The organism is Butyrivibrio sp. NC2002 (assembly GCF_000702265.1).
Classification (GTDB): domain Bacteria; phylum Bacillota; class Clostridia; order Lachnospirales; family Lachnospiraceae; genus Butyrivibrio.
In genome coordinates this window covers 224,101-241,799 of record NZ_JNKZ01000004.1, presented here as the reverse complement: position 1 = coordinate 241,799, position 17,699 = coordinate 224,101, and the positions used below count along the sequence as shown (strand labels likewise).

Below are 17,699 nucleotides of genomic sequence, written 5' to 3'. Positions count from 1 at the left end.
GAGGTGGCTGCTCTTTTTGCATTTTCAAAAAAGAAAAATATTGTAAGTTTTGAAAGTGAATGATACAATGCTTTCAAAAGTGAAAAGAAATTGAAGTTTTGAAAGTGAGGCCTGTATGAAGATTATTGAAAGAAAAAAATATTTGGATAGACTCATTCGATTAAAGAATACTCCTGATATAAAGATAATAACAGGATTGAGACGTTCTGGAAAGTCTGAGTTGGTGCGAGCATATATGGAACTGATACGCACAAACGAAGATACAAATATAATATACGTTGATTTTGCAGATTTTAAATTCGATGATTTAAAAACATATAAGGAACTCTATAATTTTTGCGAAGGACAATACATTGATGGTAAAACAAATGTCATTGTTGTAGATGAAGTTCAAATGTGTGAAAAATTTGAGCTTGCTATCAATAGTTTATATAACAGCCGAAAATACGATATCTATATTACGGGTTCCAATGCATTTTTGCTAAGCTCAGATTTATCGACGTTATTTACGGGGAGATTTATAGAAATTCCTGTTTATCCATTTAGTTTTGCTGAATATTGTGAGTACTATGGATATGATTCTAATACAGCAAATGTATTGGATTCATATGTTATGAGTGGTGGTTTATCTGGGGCATATGTGTACAGCGAAAAAGAGGATCAGGCATCATATATAAAGGATGTTTACACTACAAGTATAAAACGTTATCTTGTAGACAAGTATGGTATTAAGGAAGAGGCGCTTTTGGATTCTTTAACAGATTATATGATGGATAATATTTCCAATCTGACATCTGCAAGTAAGATTAGTAATGTTTTTAAGCAAAATAAGGTTGAGACGAATCATATAACAATAGGAAATTATATGAAGTATCTCTGCAGTGCATTTATGTTCTATAAAGTAAAACGATACGACATTCGTGGAAAAAAGTATTTAGAAACATCAGATAAATACTATCTTAGCGATTTAGGATTTAGATATGCAATGCTTGGAACAAGAAATATGGATTATGGACGAGCATATGAAAATATAGTTGCCTTAGAATTACTCAGGAGGGGCTACGAGATTTATGTTGGCAAGCTGTATCAGAGGGAGATAGATTTTGTAGCTATGAAACAAAATGAGAAGCTATATATCCAAGTATCAGATAATATTTCTGATTCAGATACATTGGAAAGAGAGCTGTCTCCACTAAGAGCGATAAAAGATGCATATCCTAAGATTTTGATAGCGAATACAAAGCATGATGACTATGACATAGAAGGAATAAAAGTACTAGATTTAACTAATTGGTTAATGAGATAAATCGATATTTGTAGGGCTCTTCTATAAGCGAAAAGCTTGATAACTTCAAATTGCCAGAGGACATGATGAGAAAGAAATTATTATTATTTATTATTTATGGTTTTATATTTATATCTTTTTTTTATGGATTTAATCTTCAGGCACCTTCACTTTCGGTAGATTTTGGCGATGGTACTATGTACGCAGTATGTTATACAGAAGCGGGAAGGTTAATAAATAATATAGTTAGCGCTATTTTTGCAATCATAATGATTATTCCGTTGATTATAGATTTATTGAATAAAAAAATAAAATTAACGTATAAGATATGGCCTATATTGGTTAGTTATACCATTGCCTTGGGTATATGTTTTATTATGATTTTTCATTATAATCCTATAGCAGATTTATCACACAAGGCATTTATGTTTTTTAATGAAAATGTCGTAAAGATGCAATATTTGGAAATCCTTTGAAACTATGCTTCTTGAATGGTGCAAAAATAATACCAACGAATTGGAAGGCTTACTGCTCCGATTATGTGGTTTTTTATTGCAGAGGGGTGTTATTACACGCATGACAGGAAGAAATATATTACGAGATTGTTTATACTCGCGGTTATATCGCATTTTGCATATGATTTTGCATTTGGGATACCGTTTGTTATAGGAATTGTCCGGATTTTGTTGCATGGTAACATATCAACAATCTTCTAAATGCCTTATCAACTTACAGTACCTCTAGGAACTTATCTAAAGCGACAGCCCCTCTATTTTTTTATATGTGAAGCATGTGTGATACAATATTAAGCGTTGAACACAGTATTAGTGCGATAAAAATGAATTTACAGAGGGAACGAGTATGAAGAAAAAGTTTATAAAATTGCTTTCGGCTGAAAACCCATTAGCTTCAGCTGATGGGATGAAAGCCGTTTTACTTAATTAACATCTCGCCTAAGCGAGATAAACAAGATATAATTCTATCCCATGAATAAAGAATATAAACATGGAAATCGAAATAAATATCTACTTCGTTACCACTTAATTTTAGTATGTAAATATCGCAGGCATGGGTGATGGTGATCCGGAAAGCATAAAAGATATGTATAATGACCTGCAGGAATTCATAACAGGCTGTAACAATATCATTAGGGAAAAATAAGTTACGCATGGAATGGGTGCAGGATGAGAAAGAAATTATTATTATCAGTGGTTTCATAGTATATGTAAGGGAGAACAGAAGAAATGAAAATTGACGCAAGAACAATGGAATGGATAAGAAAACCGAACGTATGCAATATTACTGAGGATAAAGTAACAATCACAACTGAGCCTTTTACTGATCTTTGGCAGAGAACATATTATCATTTTAGGAATGACAATGCTCCTGTTTTGCAGATGGAAACAGATGATAAATTCTTCTCCTTTATGGTAAAGACAGACTTTACCGATAGCCATCATCGTTTTGATCAGTGCGGAATTGTCATGTATCTTGATTCAGAGAACTGGCTCAAGGCTTCTGTTGAGTATGAAAATGAAGAGTTTCAGCATCTTGGCTCTGTTGTTACAAACCATGGATATTCTGACTGGGCAACTACGGCTATTCCAGCCGATGTAAAGCAGATGTGGTATAGATTTAGCAGGAGAGAAGATGATTACTGTATTGAGTGTTCCTACGATGGAAAAGATTTTTCACAAATGAGAGTCTGCCATATGTGGGAAGGAGCCGGAACGATTTCCTTCGGAATCTATGCGTGCAGTCCAGAGGATTCAAGCTTTAAGGCTGTATTTACAGATATGCAGATAACAGAGTGCGCCTGGAAGGCTCATGATGGTCAGCAGCCAGACTAATGATGTGTGTGAATTTATGTAGGCGCACCTGTATCTGCAATTCTTTATAAGTGTAAGGGTAGCAACTGAGCAGTTTAAGGCTAAGAAGATATACCTTGAAGCCCAGGAATATGCCATAGGTTATTATGCAAAAGAGGGCTTTGAGGTGGTATCAGAGCCGTTTATGGAAGATGGTATTCCGCATGTGAAGATGGAGAAATTAACCATCTAAAGAGCTATTTGCTCTGGATATTGATAGTAGGAAGGATTACGATTTGGGTACAAAAGAAGCCTAATGGTGAAGAGGTAATAGTTCAAGGAAGCTATATTTGTGAATTATAATAGGTTAAAAAATCTGTCTTATCGCCCTGATCTAATTCTATATTCTTTAGGCGATAGACCATATTTGGCTTCGAAGATTCTGTAAAAGTAAGCAGAGTTTTCGTAGCCAATTTTTTTTATGATTTTTTCTGTTGTAAGAGTAGTGTTTTCTAGTAAGTATGCAGCTTCCTGAAGGCGACGCTGCTGAAGAAGCTGCTTGAAATTCAGGCCGGTATTTTGTTTCAAAAGTCTGCTAAGATATGCGGTTGAATACCCTGTCAGTTGAGCCAGTTCATCCAGTGTGCCATTGTCAAAATGGGTATCAATGTATTCAAGGGCCTGGATTGTGGTTGAGTTACTACCCCGGCTCATATCGGTCAATGTGTCTGATGAGAGGGTACAAAGATTCATTAGAAGCAAATCCATTGTGGACATAGCGATAGTGTTCATATCATTTTTGTGATATGTGAGAGTCCAGATTAAGTTCTCTAATAAATTTTCAACAGGTAGTATGCCCTTGGCATGATATAGAAGATAGTCATTATAATTTTTTCTTTCTGAAAGGGATGCTACGATAAAATCTCTCAAAATATCATTTCTATCATAAAAAACCTGCGTACGGGAAAAGAATTCAGGAAGAATAATAAAGTTAATAGCAATATCATCTTTGCCACATGGCTCTATATCATGTCTTGCGTGTCTGTTCAAAAGTAATATATCACCCTCATGTAGAGTTAAAGTTTCACCATCCACAAAATGAGTTGTTAAATGGCCCTTTAGCATACAAACCATTTCTATATAGTTGTGTCTGTGTGTAGGGAAATATGCAAATCTAGTGTGAGGGCGAATATCGATTAGCTTGCCTTGTGCCAAAAGCTTTCCCGAATCTATTACAAATTCATCTTCAGAGGTATACAGCTCTTTTCTAATGCTGGCATCCCCTTCAAGAATCATTTTTTCCTCATCTGTTATTCGGTTTAGGAGTTCATATATATCATTTTTCATAATGTCAAATAAGGTCCCAAAATATATAATCTGCTGTTCTAGTTACATAAATCAAAATCATTATATTATAGGCTTAAATAAAGAGCAAATAAGGTTCTAGGAGGGTTAAGATGTTAGTAGAAACAAAAGCAAGAGTGGGTGTGTTTTCTATCGCCCTTGGCGCATATTTACCACAGTTTCCATCGTTGGTACCAGAATTTGAAAAGCAGTTTGAGGATTTTAAAAAGTCAATTCCGGACACTGTAGAAATAATCGATGGCGGTGTGGTTACAACAAAGGAGCAGTCACAGGCCGCAGGAGATAAGTTTAGAGCAGCAGATGTAGATTTAGTATTCATGCAGCTTCTAACCTATGCTACAAGCTACAACATGCTTCCAGCAGTAAAGGATTTAGATGTTCCTGTAGTGCTTGTGAATATACAGAAGCTTAAGGCACTTGATTATGATACAGCTGGTACAGCAGAGTGGCTTGGAGAGGCCTATGCTTGCGGTGCAGTTGGTGAAATGGTGGCAGATCTTAATCGCTATGGTAAGCGCAGCGCTGTAATCACAGGTGTTGTAGAAGGTGGCGATGAAAATGTTGCAAGAGAAATAGGTGAGTGGTGCCTTGCAGCAAATTGCCGTCGTAGATTCAGAGATACAAACATTGCCCAGATTGGAAGACCATATCCTGGCATGATGGATTTATATATCGATGAGTCAAATCTCTATAGAAGAATGGGACTTTACACAAAGCAGTTTGACTGGGAAAAGATTTGGGCTATCGCAGATGATATTACTGATGAGGCTGTTATTAAAGCAAAGGCTGAGGACATCTTAGATACATTCGATATCGTTGGTGGTGGAGATGTAGATAAAGTATGGGAAATGGCAAAGTATGTTGTTGCCTTTGAACAGTGGGTTAAGGATGAACAACTTGGCCTTATAGCATCTCACTATGACGGATTTGCAAAGGGAATTGCTGGCAAGGTGGACAGCCTTCTTATTCCAGCCTTCTCAATGTTGATAAAGCAGGGAACAGCCTGTGCTGTTGAAGGAGACATGAAGGTTGCTATGGCAATGAGCATTTTGAAGACTATCTCTGGAACAGGTCAGTTAGCTGAAATGTACACTATTGATTTCAACGATGACGTAACTCTTATTGGACATTCAGGATCTGGTGATGCAGCCATCTCTCAGGCAAAGAAACCAACTATGAAGATGATGGATGTGTTCCATGGAAAGACTGGAGGCGGATATCTTACACAGTTTTATCCACCTACAGGACCTATCACTTACCTTGGTATCACACAGGATGGAGAAGGCCACTTCAAATTCGTGGTTGCTGAGGGTGTTAACGAAGAAGGAAAGATTCTTCAGAACGGTGACACTATGATGCGTACAAGATTCAGCTGCAGCGCTGCAGAATTTGTAACAAGATGGAGCGAGACAGGTCCTACACATCATTTTGGTGCAGCAGTTGGACACCATATAGAGACAATCAAAAAAGTTGCAAAGGTATTTAATGTTCCAGTAGAAGTAGTAGTTAGATAAAGGAGTTTTAAAAAGATGAAGGTTTTAGAAGCAAAGTTTGTAGAAGGTTTTATGAGAATGGCTGACGATGGTTGGCAGCAGGGCTGGCATGAGCGTAATGGTGGAAACCTTTCTTATAGAATTAAGCCAGCAGAAGTTGAAAGTGTAAAAGAGGAGTTCAACCCAGGTGATTGGAGAGAAATCGGAACAACTGTTGCAGATTTAGCAGGAGAATATTTTCTTGTAACAGGCTCTGGAAAATATTTCAGAAATGTAATTATCGATCCAACAGATTCAATTGGAATTATTGAGGTAGATGAAACAGGAGCCAACTATAGAATAGTTTGGGGATTTGTAAATGGTGGTAGACCAACATCGGAGCTTCCATCTCATCTTATGAACCTTGAGGTTTGCAAGGCAAGAGACAAGGAAATCCGCGTGGTATACCACTGCCATCCAACAAATGTTATTGCACTTACATATGTACTTCCATTAGAGGATGAAATCTTCACTAGAGAAATCTGGGAGATGGCAACAGAATGTCCAATCGTATTCCCACAGGGAATTGGCGTAGTACCATGGATGGTTCCAGGCGGAAGAGATATTGCAGTTGCAACATCTGAAATCATGACAACAAAGGATGTAGCTGTTTGGGCTCATCACGGAATGTTTGTATGTGGTACAGATTTTGATATTGCATTTGGTCTTATGCACACAGTAGAAAAGGCTGCAGAGGTTCTTGTAAAGGTCATTTCAATGACAAACAAAAAGCGACAGACAATTCAGCCAGATGAGTTTAGAGCATTAAATGCACCATTTGGTGTTCAGATTAATGAAGAATGCTTATACGAAAAGAAGAGCGATATTATTGGAGAAAGATAATGGTTAATTACTATTTAGCGGTAGATATTGGGGCATCTTCGGGCAGGCATATGCTTGCCCATCTTGAAGATGGAAAAGTGGTTTTAGAGGAAATCCATAGATTTTCCAATGGAATGATTGAGGTGGATGGTCATAAGAGATGGGATATTGATGAGCTTTTTAGACAGATAATTATTGGCTTAAAGAAATGCAAGGAGCTTGGAAAGATCCCAACCTCAATGGGCATTGATACATGGGCAGTGGACTATGTTCTATTAGATGGAAATGATAATGTGGTTCGCCCATGTTTTGGATATCGCGATAGCAGAACAGCTGGAATGGACGAAGAGGTTTATAAAATCATTCCTGAGGATAAGCTATATGAGCGTACTGGTATTCAAAAGGCTATCTTTAACACAATCTATCAGCTTATGGCGGACAAGAAGGCAGGCTATTTGAAGGCTGCAAAGAGCTTTTTGATGGTACCGGATTATCTTCATTATCTGCTGACAGGTGTGAAGTCAAATGAGTATACCAACTGCTCCACAACTCAGCTTCTCAATCCAGAAACTAAGATTTGGGACTATGAGCTAATTGAGATGCTAGGCTTTAATAAGGATTTATTCGGAGAGATTAAGCAGCCAGGAACATGCATTGGCAGATTTTCTGAGAAAGTTAAGGAAGAAGTGGGATTTGACTGCAAAGTTGTACTTCCACCTACTCACGACACTGCTTCAGCTGTATTTGCAGTTCCAAACACATCTGATAATGTACTATATATTTCTTCTGGTACATGGTCACTTTTAGGCTGTGAGAACATGAAGGCCATATGTACAAAAGATGCAATGGAAGCCAACTTTACCAACGAAGGTGGCTATGAGGGACGTTATCGTTTCCTTAAAAACATCATGGGACTATGGATGATTCAGTCTGTTAGAAATGAGCTGATTGCAGCAGGGCAGGAGTATTCGTTTGCTGAGCTTTGTGAAATGGCAGAGGCAGCAGACATAGATTCTATAGTGGATGCTAATGATGAGTGCTTCCTTGCCCCTGCATCCATGATTGATGCGGTAAAGGATTACTGCAAAAATCAAGGACAGAAGATTCCTGAAACACCAGGAGAGCTGGCAAAGGTCATTTACCAATCTCTGGCTGTTTGTTATAAAATGGCCTGCTACGAGGTAGAAAAGATTACAGGCAAGTATTTTAATATTCTCAACGTAGTTGGCGGCGGTTCAAAGGCTGGATATTTGAATAAGCTTACGGCTGAAACCACCGGAAAAACAGTTGTAGCAGGTCCTTCAGAGGCCACAGCTCTTGGCAATATTGGCGCCCAGATGGTGGCAGCAGGCGAGGTGGTAGGCCTGAAGGAGTTTAGAAATATACTAATGTCTGATATTTAATCTTGACTTCCCTATCATTTTTTATTAGCACATTATATATCGAGGATTATATAGCTATCGAAATGGATAAATTCAGGACATCAATTTAAAATGATTTTTCCTGACTTCGATAAGACCGTCTTTTTTCATTTTGCCAAGTTCCTTTGAGAGAGCACTGCGTTCAAGATTAAGATAATCTGCAAGTTGTTGGCGGTCGAAAGGGATGTCAAATTCGTTGCTGCCCTTTTTCAGGGATACGGAATTCAGGTAAGCCATAACACGTCCGCGGATTGTCTTTGGAGATGTATGAAAACTTCTCCCGGATAAGTGCAGATTTTTGTTAGCGGATATCATGAGAAGATTAGATATCAGCTTAAAGCTCCATAAGTTCATATTTGATTTTAGTTTTTTTAAACTGCCAACCTTAAAAAAGAGGATTCGGCAGTTTTCATTTGCTATAACATCTACTAATAGAGGTTCGTTCTCAAGCAGGGCATAGGTCTCAGCAAAGAATCCACCCGTTCCTACATTGCTCAGAATAGTGCGGTTTCCCCATGCATCATTGCTTTCTATTGTTACACTTCCTGAAATGACAAGACCTAAAGAGTCTGTAATAACACCGGCACGTAAAATTATAGAATCTTTAGTATATGTTTTCTCTACAGAAGAGAGCTCTTTAAGAGCAAGGTCAATTTCTTCAGGCATCATCCCGTTGAAGATGATGTTATCTTTTAACATATTCTTATCCCAAGACATAAAAGTATTCCTTTATTTTAAAAAATGTGGTTATAACAACATAATTATTTTCTAATCATACTATACTTGCATCATGAAAACAAGGAAAGGAATGGTTTACTGTAGCATGGAGGTGCTTTTTTGCATATAATGATAAGAGCAATAACTGTTCGGGTAATTGGTAGGTAATTATGTGCAGATCATTTAAATCAATAAATGAAGTAGCAGCCATTATAAAAAATGATAATAAAGTCTTTGCTGCAGAAAGAGGTTATGGCGATTATAAAGGCTGGTGGGAATTCCCTGGAGGAAAGATTGAAATATGAAAAAGCTGAAGATAACTTTTAATTCGCCCGTAGTACTGGGATTTATATTCTTGAGTCTGGCGGTACTGATACTTGGATTTGTCACAAGGGGCAAAAGTAATGAGCTGCTGTTTATGACATACCATTCATCCCTTACAAATCCCCTTACCTATCTGAGATTTTTTACACATGTTTTAGGTCACAGTGGCTGGGAACATTATATTGGCAATGCAGCATATATTCTTTTGCTTGGCCCGATGCTTGAAGAAAAATATGGTTCAAAAAGAATATTGCAGGTCATTGTGATCACAGCTCTTGTTACAGGTCTGGTGAATTATATCCTGTTTTGGAATGTGGCTCTCTGCGGGGCCAGCGGAGTGGTGTTTGCTTTTATTCTCCTGACTTCATTTACAAGCTTCAGGAATGGTGAGATACCGCTGACATTCATTCTTGTAGCGATAGTCTTTCTGGGGCAGCAGGTGTATGAGGGAGTGTTTTTACAGGATAACATTTCTAACCTGTCACATGTCATAGGTGGCATTATAGGAGCAATAGTCGGATACAAGCTAAATAAAAAGATTAGATGAAAATGGAGGAAATATAAATGAAATGCTGCATTGCTTATGCTTCTACACATCACGGAAATACTAAGAAAGTGGTCGATGCTATTGCCAAAGAATTTGAGGTAGATATTATCGATGTAACTACTGTTCATGAGAAGGACTTATCTGAATATGATCTGATCGGTTTTGCATCCGGAATATATGCTGCTCAGTTCCATCAGCAGGTTAAGAACTTTGCACAGGTGAACCTTCCACAGAATAAAAAGATTTTTTACATAATGACAAGTGCAATGAATAAGGACTTTTCAAAATCTATGGCAGATTCTATAAAAGGAAAAAATGCTGAGGTAGTTGGCAAGTTTTCGTGCAACGGGTATAACACTTTTGGACCATTTAAGCTTGTAGGAGGTACTTCCAAGGGACATCCAGATGAAAATGATCTCAAAGACGCAGTAGAGTTCTTCAGGGGACTTGTGAGAGTTGGCAGGGCTGAGTAATGTCAGAAGATAATAAAACGATACTAAATTAAAATAGCCATGGGATCAAGCTTGTAAAGACGGATTTAAAGAAAAGATCAAGGGCGCCACATTTTCTATTCTTTCCTGTGTAAGTGTGAGCTATTCACAAACAGATTTAATGTTTCAAGGCTGACGGGAATATTTTTAATATGACACTAAAAGAAGCCTATAAGGTTCTCGGCGCGTCAAAACATGACGATGACCGGGAAATTAAAACAAAATACAAAAAGCTCCTCATCATGTATCACCCGGACTCGGATCCTAACAGGAAAAGAAATCCTGAGGACGATGAAAAGATAAGACAGGTCATCGAGGCGTATAGAAAGATCAGGGAATCTGAAGGAGAGCCTTCATTTGAACCATATGAGTTTTCCTGGGATGCCTTTGAAAACAAAGATGCTTTCTCAGAAAGAGATATATATGTTCAGTTCAAGATGTATGATGAGGCCCTGCCATTATCGAAGATGGCTCGTGGCAGATTTGTCTGGGATCCTGATATGGAGGAGTTCAGGCTCTTTTCAAAGAGCGTTCTTGAGGCATGCAAGGACATTTTGACAGACTATCAGATTGCACTGGCTCCTGAAAAAGTAAAAGACATCTTTCATCTGATGATGCAGGAGTATGTTCTCCCGGCTGATGCAGCTCGCAAGATAGGCAATAAGGTAAAAGAAGATGAGATCAGAGAAACATTTTCTTTCACAGGATTTATAAAAGAAACTGCTGCATATAATAGAAAATCTAAAGTAAGAACCGGAGAGCCTTTGAACATATTTCTAAGGGATGATAGAGCCGTTATCGAAGAGATTGTTACAGGCAAAATACTTGGCAGCGTGTCCTTTGATGAAGATGAACTCTACTATGTGATTCTACCGCTTTTGGATGATCCCTCAGTTGAAGTGCATGCTGTCATCACTAAAACGGAAACTATCCGTAAACGTGGGAATCGGATGCATGTTGAAATAGAACTTACGATACCAAGAAATTTAAAAGACACTCCGGCAGTGAATGGGAGTCTCATAAAGGCACTACTAAAATAGTAGAAGAAAGTATAAAGGGCGGGAAAATATGAGAACACTTTTTATCGGAAACAGCCATACTTATTACAACATGTTGCCCATCCAATGGGAGAGTATAAGGTAATGGAAGAAGCAGCAGATAAGGGATAATGAATGCATGTGCGGAAGATATTATTATGCTGATAAAACTGCAGAGGACGTGGAAGAAGAGCTTGGCCTGCATGAGGGCGTGCTGACTCTTCCTGCTGGTGATGTCATGCCGGGTACAGTAGCCAGTGCGCTTATCATTGGTAAAGAGGCGAAGGATATAACGGTGGCGTCTTTGCACTGGGGCTTGGTTTCAAAAGATAAGAAACTTTTGATAAATGCAAGGGTAGAATCTGTCCTTAATAAACCGATGTTTTCAGAAAGTGTGCAATCAAGGAGATGCATTCTTCCGGCAGGTGGGTTTTACGAATGGAGCAGAGACAAGACAAAATATAATTTTTCCAAGGGTGATAACAGCCCACTGTATCTCGCCGGCTTTTATAACATGAATGAAAACAGGGACTCTTTTGTGATACTCACGACAGAAGCTAACAGTTCCATGGAACCTGTTCACGACAGAATGCCAGTTTTCATCGAAGGAAAGAATGTCAGAAAATATCTGAGCAACAGGGATGCTGCATTAGACATGATAAGAGACAGGATGCCTGAGCTTAATAGAAAAAGCGACTATGAACAGCTGAACCTGTTCTGAAATATAAATGAAGGGATAAGGAAGATTTATTGTGAAATACTTGAGAGCCATTTCCTGCGTGCTCACGGTCATATGCCTGATCTATTCTGTGAGCATATACATGGTAGGAAGTGGAACCTTTTCTTTTGCTATATGGCTGGTAGGTGCAGCATTATTCGGATGTGCATGGTTCTTTGCCGGTGATGACAGATGGATGAAGGTGCCGGCAGTACTAAGAGGAGCCTGTTACTGTTTTATTATTGCGGCGCTTATTGTCTTTACTGTCTGCATGACGGCAATGTTAAGCCACTTTGGTGACAAGGGAGTAAAGGATCTTGACTATATCGTTGTACTTGGAGCTCAGATGAGAGAAAACGGTCCGAGTATCATATTTAAGTACAGACTTGATGAGGCATATGAGTATCTTCTGGATAATCCCGAGACAATATGCATTGTCTCAGGAGGGCAGGGAAGAAATGAATCCGTTACCGAGGGAGAAGGAGGAAAAGAGTATCTAATCTCAAAAGGAGTTGAAGCGGGTCGCATCATAGCAGAGACAAGAGCCATGGACACAACAGAAAATATAGCAAATTCACTGGATATCATCGGAACTACTGGTGGGGAGTCAGATAAACTAAAGTCGATTGGGATTGTGACAAATAATTTCCATGTTTTCCGCGGAATACATTTGGCAAAAAAGCTTACGGAAGCGGATGTTTATGGAATTGCAGCCTATACAGTGCCATGGTATCTGCCCAACAACATGATAAGGGAATGCTTTGGAATAATAAGAGATATTACGATAATGAAGTGGTAGGTTGACATGATGCTCTCCTTTTTATTTTGCTGAAAATGTGAAATAACCGTTCTGATATCACTGAAGTTATTATGTAAACTAAGAACGGGCACATCTATAATGATATCATCAACAGAAAAATATAAAAGTTTGTAAACAGATAGAAAGTGGAAAAACCGATGGATAGAAAAGAGATGTAACTGCTGATGAGGATGTTGTGAAAGAGGTGAGCGTTATGATGACATTGTTGTTTATGATTTTATTTTTCGGTATATTTGGAAAACTTATAGGATTCGCATTCAGGGCATCCTGGAGCATCATGAAGGTGATGCTGTATATCGTATTCCTGCCTGCGATATTGATGATAATGCTGTTTGGCGGGTTAATATATATTGCACTTCCGATACTTGTAATCGTAGGGTTGGTAAGTCTTTTCAGCCGTGCATGAGTACATGATGAAAGGAGAGAATATCATGAATATCACATTAGAAGCAATTGAAAAGGTAATGGAACAGACAGGGGTTGAGTATAAAGCTGCAAAAGAAGCACTGTTAAAGACAGACGGAGATCCCGATGCTGCAATTAAGCTCATTCAGCCTGATACAAAAGATATCAGTGAGGATATCAAAGAGGCAATGGATAAGCTTAAAAAGAAAGTTGAAGAGGGCAACGTGGACAGAGTACAGATCAAGAAAGGTAATGAAGTTGTGTTCAGTGTCCCTGTAAATGTAGGTATAGTCGGTGGTATAATAGGACTTGCAGCAGCTCCGTGGGCATTGATCGCCGGATCAGTTGCAGCATTCGGACTTGGATGCAGACTGGAAGTGGTAAAGAAAGATGGGACCACGGACGAAATTAAGTAAGCTATCTGTATATGGCTAAGAAGAAAACTTTTATAACGTAAAGCAAAGGCGCAGCTGGTGTTCATAGACATCGGCTGCGCTTTAGTGTAGACGGATTAAGCTGTTTTACTTGAGATGTGTTCAGCAGCAAGTTCATCATTTATTGTATCTTCACATGCCGGCATTGCCTGCAATGTCATGGTGAGAAGTTTATCAAGCTCCCAACCAAGCTGGGTTCAACATCTATTGTGCAATTGAATCTAAACTATAGTAGAATAGACTGTGGCTACAGAAATGCCTTAAAAAGTAATATAAGGGAAAAAGAAAAATGGAGATCACAGAGAAAGAAGAGTTTCTTGAGTGTGAAAAAAGATGGGTGTATGACCTTCTTATAGCTTCTGCAGGATGGTTTGGGGCATATACATTCATTCAGAGGGGTGGAGTATTCTGTAATGCTCAGACGGCTAATGTTGTACTTTTCGCCATTGCACTTGGAAAAGCAGATCTTAGAACTGCAGCATATTTATTGCTGCCGATTGGAGCATATTTTCTAGGAGCATTTGTTTCGGAGTATCTTGGGAAAAGTGTAAAGAAGTATCATTTTCTCAGATGGGATACTGTCCTCATTGCGATAGAAATCATTGTGGTGATACTTCTTGGATTTCTGCCAGGGGACGCTCCTGATCAGATATGTCAGGTGGCTTTGAACTTTATCTGCTCTATGCAGTTTAACACTTTTAGACAGGTACAGGGAGTACCCGCAGCGACAACATTTGTCACAAATCATATCAGGCAGGTGGGGCACTTCCTGGCAAAGTATGTACGGCACCATGAGAGTAAATATGCTGAGAGAGTGAAAACACATGGCAGACTCATCTTGTTTTTTATGGGTGGTGCTGTTATTTCTACTGTTGCGTGCAGATACTTTCAGTACAGATCAATCTGGGGAAGCGCAGTCATTCTGCTCTTAATATTTATCGGGCTGTTTCATGCAGATCTATCTTATGAAAAAGGTTTGCTTGATAAAGTCCCACATGGTCATTGATTATAGGAAAATGTTTTCAGACCGTTGTTGGTGTAATCATGATTTTTTATGATCAAGGAGATAGCCATAGATGAGACTATTCATAGCAATCTGTTTTGATGAAAATATGCTGGATTCTCTTAATGAGATCCAGGATGACCTGACAAGAAGTGGAGTCAAGGGTAACTATACTTCTCGTGAGAACCTGCACATGACATTGGCTTTCATTGGAGAGTATGATGATCCGGAGCAGATAGAAGAAGTCATGAAGAAAGTCCCGCTCAGATCATTTTCTGTGAAACTTAGTGGTTACAGGCCATTTAAGGATATGTTCTTTGCGGATTTTGAAGAAAACGAAAAATTAAGAGATTATGTCAAACGGCTCAGAAGTGCTCTTTTGGATGAAGAGATTCCGTTTGATCGAAAGAAGTTCATGCCTCATGTCACGCTTATACGAAAAGCTGACTGTACAAAAGACAAGGCTTTTTTACCACAGTTTCAGGAGAGTGATCCGATGAGGGTAAATGGAATTTCTCTTATGAAATCAGAGCGTGGGAAGCATGGAATGATATATACAGAGATTGGATATGTGAGGGCATTTTAATATGGGATCAATTTTGATAAAAGATACAACGCGAGAAGAGCGTGAGCAGATAGTTGCAGAGTCTATAGGAAATATAAGCGGTTCATGTGATGGGTGTATGTCAGGGCTTGCTGATATGTACCAGGACTATATTGATGGTAAGAAGGAAATCCGTGAGATAAATATGGAATTCAGGGCACACTATGAATCCGGAGTAGATGGACCTGAAAAGTCGGACTGTGGGTATAAAAGATGACAGAGAATCAGATTGAATGGGCCAGAAAGCGTGATGAACTGGTATCGGCAGTAGTAAAGCTGGGTTTCCCAAAAGAGCTTGGGGGACAGATTGCAAAGCAGCTCGGTAGTCCTAAGGCTATGGACAGGATGCTGGCTTATCTATACAACGTGAAGCCGAGAACAGCAGAGCTTGTTGTTGATGAGATGCTTGCAATCTGCAGTGATATCGACAGCTGGCATAACAAAAAGGCTGCAGAGGAAGCAAACGCCAGGTACAATGAAATGCTGTACTATGGCCTTGGAACGGAGGATGAAGAATCGTGAGCAGCTACCTCTATGAAGTGATAAGGATAATTTATAGGTATTCAATTGTGAGAGCATGGAGCAGATTATGTATTCTAAAATTGTATTGTGTATATCAGAAATCGAAGATGAAGTTCTTACAAAGCAGCTTGGCATGTTAAGCGAGCGGCATCATGCAGATGTTGAGAGGGTAGATGCAGGTAAGGCTACCAGAATTATAGCTGATTGCGAGCCAGGCGTTCTTTTTATCAGTGATGATAAGGCTTTGCTTTCAGAAGCAAGAAGCAAAGGAATAGCAACAAATGATCCGGCTTCAATGAAGGAATCATATGATAAGGCAATGGAAATGCTGAAAACACTAGGCAAAGGTCATATTTGTACAGAAGCGTAGGCAGTTCAGTTGTGGTTTTGTTTAAGCCAGGTTCTTGACTTTATGATCATAGAGACTGCCATTATCAATACGATAGAGCATACTCCTAAGCCTGTAAGTGCGGTCATCTGCTTCCGGAAACTGATATCTTCTGCACCAAAACGGGCTGTCATTGCAATCTCAAGAGAAAGCATGGAGACAAGAGCTGCCGTGAAGCTGGAAATCCTGGCTGCGGTAAACATTGGATGAGTATGGCCTCGATATCTTACAGCATTTACAGCTGTTGTGATTGTTGCATAAAAAGAATAAAAGGCCATCCCAAATATCAGAAGACCTGGATAATCAATTGTGCCTTCAAGTCTTGATGCCATCACTGTTATGAAGCTGAGAAATATGTTTAGAACAAGAAGCTGGATTCCACAGAATCTGTAAGTTTTATACTCTCCGCGAAGGTCGTTACTTTCAGTATATATTCTGTCTGCTCTTATGATGAACAATCTTAAGATGGCAAGGAACAGATAGTATAACCCAAAAAGGATAAGCCATGCAGAATGATATATTGTTCCGGTTGTGATCTTAAGGATTACATACAAAAGGTTGATAAAGGTCCCAATGTAAAGAGCCGTCCTTATTCGAATAGCATCGTTAGTAATCCAGCTTCCAATAATCGGAAGTGATGACAGCCATAAATAAAATCTGCTGTGAAGGAAAGATTTTTTCCATGACGTGATAAGTTTTGCAATAGCAATACATGTTATTACAAGAGCGTAGCAGGAAAGAAAGTATGCCAGATATGCCACCGGTCCTGTGATTTCTTTTGCAAGCACAGCTCCGACAAATACATACAGTGGGATGGAAATAAGTATAGCGGTGGATGGCTTAGGAATAAAAAGCTTCTGCAATATTTTTTTCATAAAACTCCTTTAGTTTCTGCCCTGATACTCTGAACTGATAATTTGCGCTATTTCTTCCGGAGACTTGTCGCATCCATGATCAAGCCATATCTTCACTATGCGGTTAAAACCGCCTCTGAAGAACTCCATATGATACATAATGTCTTCACCATGGAAATACTTTTCAGCATCTTCTGTGTCGTATTTGACAAGAGGAGTTTCTCCAATTCCAACATTCATTTTTATTATCCCAACAAATGTTTAAAAATTGTTGATTGAAGAGTTCTATCAGAATGATTATATTTTAAATCACAAAACGTAAACAAGTGTACAAATAATAAAACTTTGGTAAACAGAAAGGAAAGAGAAAATGAGCAGAAGCAAATTAGTAGAGGCAAATGAGAAAATCGCAAAAAATGTAACAGAAGGCTTTAATAACATGTCAGATGGAGTCGTATCCGGCTATAAAAAAATTGAGAATGCTGTAGTTGGCGGATATACAAAGATTGAGGACAAGTTTGTTGAAAGATATCTTGCACATGAAGGAGAATCTGTTGAGGAAGCCAAGGCCCGACTTAAAAAGGAACAGGAACCATAGATGC

The 17,699-nt window shown here is 38.8% G+C and carries 26 protein-coding genes; 22 read left to right on the top strand and 4 right to left on the bottom strand.

Annotated features, from left to right (window positions below):
• Positions 1-115: 115 nt before the first annotated feature.
• The 5 genes from T543_RS01100 to T543_RS16615 all read left to right on the top strand — a co-directional run bounded on the left by T543_RS01100 (position 116) and on the right by T543_RS16615 (position 3,346).
• On the top strand, positions 116-1,306 hold the full coding sequence (locus T543_RS01100) for an ATP-binding protein (RefSeq protein WP_035764863.1): 1,191 nt from the start codon (positions 116-118) through the stop codon (positions 1,304-1,306).
• Positions 1,307-1,371: 65 nt separating this feature from the next.
• The gene (locus tag T543_RS01095) at positions 1,372-1,761 is read left to right on the top strand and encodes a hypothetical protein (protein ID WP_035764861.1); all 390 of its coding nucleotides are present in this window, start codon (positions 1,372-1,374) and stop codon (positions 1,759-1,761) included.
• A 39-nt stretch (positions 1,762-1,800) separates the two neighbouring features.
• A complete protein-coding gene (locus T543_RS16535; protein ID WP_334291515.1) occupies positions 1,801-2,001 on the top strand; it encodes a TraX family protein in 201 nt (66 codons plus the stop codon).
• A 549-nt stretch (positions 2,002-2,550) separates the two neighbouring features.
• On the top strand, positions 2,551-3,135 hold the full coding sequence (locus tag T543_RS01090; protein ID WP_197023916.1) for a DUF1349 domain-containing protein: 585 nt from the start codon (positions 2,551-2,553) through the stop codon (positions 3,133-3,135).
• 28 nt (positions 3,136-3,163) lie between these two features.
• Entirely contained in the window at positions 3,164-3,346 is a 183-nt protein-coding gene (locus tag T543_RS16615) for a GNAT family N-acetyltransferase (RefSeq protein ID WP_081829907.1), read from the top strand.
• A 128-nt stretch (positions 3,347-3,474) separates the two neighbouring features.
• On the opposite strand, the gene T543_RS01085 is transcribed toward T543_RS16615, so the two are convergent.
• Entirely contained in the window at positions 3,475-4,389 is a 915-nt protein-coding gene (locus T543_RS01085; protein WP_051638442.1) for an AraC family transcriptional regulator, read from the bottom strand.
• 161 nt (positions 4,390-4,550) lie between these two features.
• Between T543_RS01085 and T543_RS01080 the strand changes: the two genes are divergently transcribed.
• The 3 genes from T543_RS01080 to rhaB are packed head-to-tail and all read left to right on the top strand — an operon-like array spanning position 4,551 to position 8,215.
• Positions 4,551-5,972, top strand: a complete 1,422-nt coding sequence (locus tag T543_RS01080) for an arabinose isomerase (protein ID WP_035764853.1) — start codon at positions 4,551-4,553, stop codon at positions 5,970-5,972.
• A 15-nt stretch (positions 5,973-5,987) separates the two neighbouring features.
• The gene (gene rhaD / locus T543_RS01075; protein ID WP_035764852.1) at positions 5,988-6,833 is read left to right on the top strand and encodes a rhamnulose-1-phosphate aldolase; all 846 of its coding nucleotides are present in this window, start codon (positions 5,988-5,990) and stop codon (positions 6,831-6,833) included.
• The gene (gene rhaB / locus T543_RS01070) at positions 6,833-8,215 is read left to right on the top strand and encodes a rhamnulokinase (RefSeq protein ID WP_035764850.1); all 1,383 of its coding nucleotides are present in this window, start codon (positions 6,833-6,835) and stop codon (positions 8,213-8,215) included. Before rhaD ends, rhaB begins: the two co-directional genes overlap by 1 nt.
• 72 nt (positions 8,216-8,287) lie before the next feature.
• Here the strand turns inward: rhaB and T543_RS01065 are convergent, their stop codons facing one another.
• A complete protein-coding gene (locus T543_RS01065) occupies positions 8,288-8,932 on the bottom strand; it encodes a Crp/Fnr family transcriptional regulator (protein ID WP_242839432.1) in 645 nt (214 codons plus the stop codon).
• A 188-nt stretch (positions 8,933-9,120) separates the two neighbouring features.
• On the opposite strand from T543_RS01065, the gene T543_RS16360 reads away from it, so the two are divergent.
• The 13 genes from T543_RS16360 (at position 9,121) to T543_RS01000 (ending at position 16,225) form a co-directional block, all read left to right on the top strand.
• Positions 9,121-9,255: an NUDIX hydrolase gene (locus T543_RS16360; RefSeq protein WP_035765808.1), complete on the top strand. Its 135-nt coding sequence runs from the start codon at positions 9,121-9,123 to the stop codon at positions 9,253-9,255.
• Positions 9,252-9,821 carry a rhomboid family intramembrane serine protease gene (locus T543_RS01055; RefSeq protein ID WP_035764846.1) on the top strand — a complete coding sequence of 190 codons (570 nt, stop codon included), beginning with the start codon at positions 9,252-9,254 and terminating at the stop codon, positions 9,819-9,821. The genes T543_RS16360 and T543_RS01055 overlap by 4 nt, the downstream gene beginning before the upstream one ends.
• Positions 9,822-9,838: 17 nt before the next feature.
• On the top strand, positions 9,839-10,294 hold the full coding sequence (locus tag T543_RS01050; RefSeq protein ID WP_035764844.1) for a flavodoxin family protein: 456 nt from the start codon (positions 9,839-9,841) through the stop codon (positions 10,292-10,294).
• Positions 10,295-10,464: 170 nt separating this feature from the next.
• Positions 10,465-11,352: a DnaJ domain-containing protein gene (locus tag T543_RS14910; protein WP_051638441.1), complete on the top strand. Its 888-nt coding sequence runs from the start codon at positions 10,465-10,467 to the stop codon at positions 11,350-11,352.
• 136 nt (positions 11,353-11,488) lie between these two features.
• Complete coding sequence (locus T543_RS01040; RefSeq protein ID WP_035764841.1) at positions 11,489-12,070, top strand: SOS response-associated peptidase; 582 nt, start codon at positions 11,489-11,491, stop codon at positions 12,068-12,070.
• Between the two features lie 31 nt (positions 12,071-12,101).
• A complete protein-coding gene (locus T543_RS01035) occupies positions 12,102-12,866 on the top strand; it encodes a YdcF family protein (RefSeq protein ID WP_242839431.1) in 765 nt (254 codons plus the stop codon).
• Between the two features lie 214 nt (positions 12,867-13,080).
• The gene (locus T543_RS01030) at positions 13,081-13,293 is read left to right on the top strand and encodes a hypothetical protein (protein ID WP_035764835.1); all 213 of its coding nucleotides are present in this window, start codon (positions 13,081-13,083) and stop codon (positions 13,291-13,293) included.
• Between the two features lie 25 nt (positions 13,294-13,318).
• A complete protein-coding gene (locus tag T543_RS01025) occupies positions 13,319-13,708 on the top strand; it encodes a DUF4342 domain-containing protein (protein WP_035764832.1) in 390 nt (129 codons plus the stop codon).
• A gap of 307 nt (positions 13,709-14,015) precedes the next feature.
• Positions 14,016-14,732 carry a YoaK family protein gene (locus T543_RS01020; protein ID WP_035764830.1) on the top strand — a complete coding sequence of 239 codons (717 nt, stop codon included), beginning with the start codon at positions 14,016-14,018 and terminating at the stop codon, positions 14,730-14,732.
• A gap of 70 nt (positions 14,733-14,802) precedes the next feature.
• The gene (gene thpR, locus T543_RS01015; RefSeq protein WP_035764827.1) at positions 14,803-15,315 is read left to right on the top strand and encodes an RNA 2',3'-cyclic phosphodiesterase; all 513 of its coding nucleotides are present in this window, start codon (positions 14,803-14,805) and stop codon (positions 15,313-15,315) included.
• Position 15,316: 1 nt separating this feature from the next.
• Positions 15,317-15,550: a purine biosynthesis protein PurH gene (locus T543_RS01010; RefSeq protein ID WP_035764824.1), complete on the top strand. Its 234-nt coding sequence runs from the start codon at positions 15,317-15,319 to the stop codon at positions 15,548-15,550.
• The gene (locus T543_RS01005; protein ID WP_035764821.1) at positions 15,547-15,855 is read left to right on the top strand and encodes a hypothetical protein; all 309 of its coding nucleotides are present in this window, start codon (positions 15,547-15,549) and stop codon (positions 15,853-15,855) included. The genes T543_RS01010 and T543_RS01005 overlap by 4 nt, the downstream gene beginning before the upstream one ends.
• 67 nt (positions 15,856-15,922) lie before the next feature.
• A complete protein-coding gene (locus tag T543_RS01000; RefSeq protein WP_035764819.1) occupies positions 15,923-16,225 on the top strand; it encodes a hypothetical protein in 303 nt (100 codons plus the stop codon).
• A 5-nt stretch (positions 16,226-16,230) separates the two neighbouring features.
• On the opposite strand, the gene T543_RS00995 is transcribed toward T543_RS01000, so the two are convergent.
• Together T543_RS00995 and T543_RS00990 are read right to left on the bottom strand one after the other, a co-directional pair.
• Entirely contained in the window at positions 16,231-17,118 is an 888-nt protein-coding gene (locus T543_RS00995) for a hypothetical protein (protein WP_035764816.1), read from the bottom strand.
• 9 nt (positions 17,119-17,127) lie between these two features.
• On the bottom strand, positions 17,128-17,337 hold the full coding sequence (locus T543_RS00990) for a TetR-like C-terminal domain-containing protein (RefSeq protein ID WP_035764813.1): 210 nt from the start codon (positions 17,335-17,337) through the stop codon (positions 17,128-17,130).
• 130 nt (positions 17,338-17,467) lie between these two features.
• Between T543_RS00990 and T543_RS00985 the strand changes: the two genes are divergently transcribed.
• Positions 17,468-17,695, top strand: a complete 228-nt coding sequence (locus tag T543_RS00985) for a hypothetical protein (protein ID WP_035764810.1) — start codon at positions 17,468-17,470, stop codon at positions 17,693-17,695.
• Positions 17,696-17,699 lie beyond the last annotated feature (4 nt).

Coding starts and splice junctions, on each gene's coding strand:
- T543_RS16360 (WP_035765808.1), top strand. CDS start 9,121: ATGTGCAGATCATTTAAATCAATAAATGAAGTAGCAGCCATTATAAAA.
- T543_RS14910 (WP_051638441.1), top strand. CDS start 10,465: ATGACACTAAAAGAAGCCTATAAGGTTCTCGGCGCGTCAAAACATGAC.
- rhaD (WP_035764852.1), top strand. CDS start 5,988: ATGAAGGTTTTAGAAGCAAAGTTTGTAGAAGGTTTTATGAGAATGGCT.
- T543_RS01090 (WP_197023916.1), top strand. CDS start 2,551: ATGGAATGGATAAGAAAACCGAACGTATGCAATATTACTGAGGATAAA.
- T543_RS01030 (WP_035764835.1), top strand. CDS start 13,081: ATGATGACATTGTTGTTTATGATTTTATTTTTCGGTATATTTGGAAAA.
- rhaB (WP_035764850.1), top strand. CDS start 6,833: ATGGTTAATTACTATTTAGCGGTAGATATTGGGGCATCTTCGGGCAGG.
- T543_RS01100 (WP_035764863.1), top strand. CDS start 116: ATGAAGATTATTGAAAGAAAAAAATATTTGGATAGACTCATTCGATTA.
- T543_RS00985 (WP_035764810.1), top strand. CDS start 17,468: ATGAGCAGAAGCAAATTAGTAGAGGCAAATGAGAAAATCGCAAAAAAT.
- T543_RS01025 (WP_035764832.1), top strand. CDS start 13,319: ATGAATATCACATTAGAAGCAATTGAAAAGGTAATGGAACAGACAGGG.
- T543_RS01055 (WP_035764846.1), top strand. CDS start 9,252: ATGAAAAAGCTGAAGATAACTTTTAATTCGCCCGTAGTACTGGGATTT.
- T543_RS01095 (WP_035764861.1), top strand. CDS start 1,372: ATGAGAAAGAAATTATTATTATTTATTATTTATGGTTTTATATTTATA.
- T543_RS01005 (WP_035764821.1), top strand. CDS start 15,547: ATGACAGAGAATCAGATTGAATGGGCCAGAAAGCGTGATGAACTGGTA.
- T543_RS00990 (WP_035764813.1), bottom strand. CDS start 17,337: ATGAATGTTGGAATTGGAGAAACTCCTCTTGTCAAATACGACACAGAA.
- T543_RS01085 (WP_051638442.1), bottom strand. CDS start 4,389: ATGATTCTTGAAGGGGATGCCAGCATTAGAAAAGAGCTGTATACCTCT.
- T543_RS01020 (WP_035764830.1), top strand. CDS start 14,016: ATGGAGATCACAGAGAAAGAAGAGTTTCTTGAGTGTGAAAAAAGATGG.
- T543_RS01080 (WP_035764853.1), top strand. CDS start 4,551: ATGTTAGTAGAAACAAAAGCAAGAGTGGGTGTGTTTTCTATCGCCCTT.
- T543_RS01010 (WP_035764824.1), top strand. CDS start 15,317: ATGGGATCAATTTTGATAAAAGATACAACGCGAGAAGAGCGTGAGCAG.
- T543_RS01050 (WP_035764844.1), top strand. CDS start 9,839: ATGAAATGCTGCATTGCTTATGCTTCTACACATCACGGAAATACTAAG.
- thpR (WP_035764827.1), top strand. CDS start 14,803: ATGAGACTATTCATAGCAATCTGTTTTGATGAAAATATGCTGGATTCT.
- T543_RS01065 (WP_242839432.1), bottom strand. CDS start 8,932: ATGTTAAAAGATAACATCATCTTCAACGGGATGATGCCTGAAGAAATT.
- T543_RS01000 (WP_035764819.1), top strand. CDS start 15,923: ATGTATTCTAAAATTGTATTGTGTATATCAGAAATCGAAGATGAAGTT.
- T543_RS01040 (WP_035764841.1), top strand. CDS start 11,489: ATGTGCGGAAGATATTATTATGCTGATAAAACTGCAGAGGACGTGGAA.
- T543_RS00995 (WP_035764816.1), bottom strand. CDS start 17,118: ATGAAAAAAATATTGCAGAAGCTTTTTATTCCTAAGCCATCCACCGCT.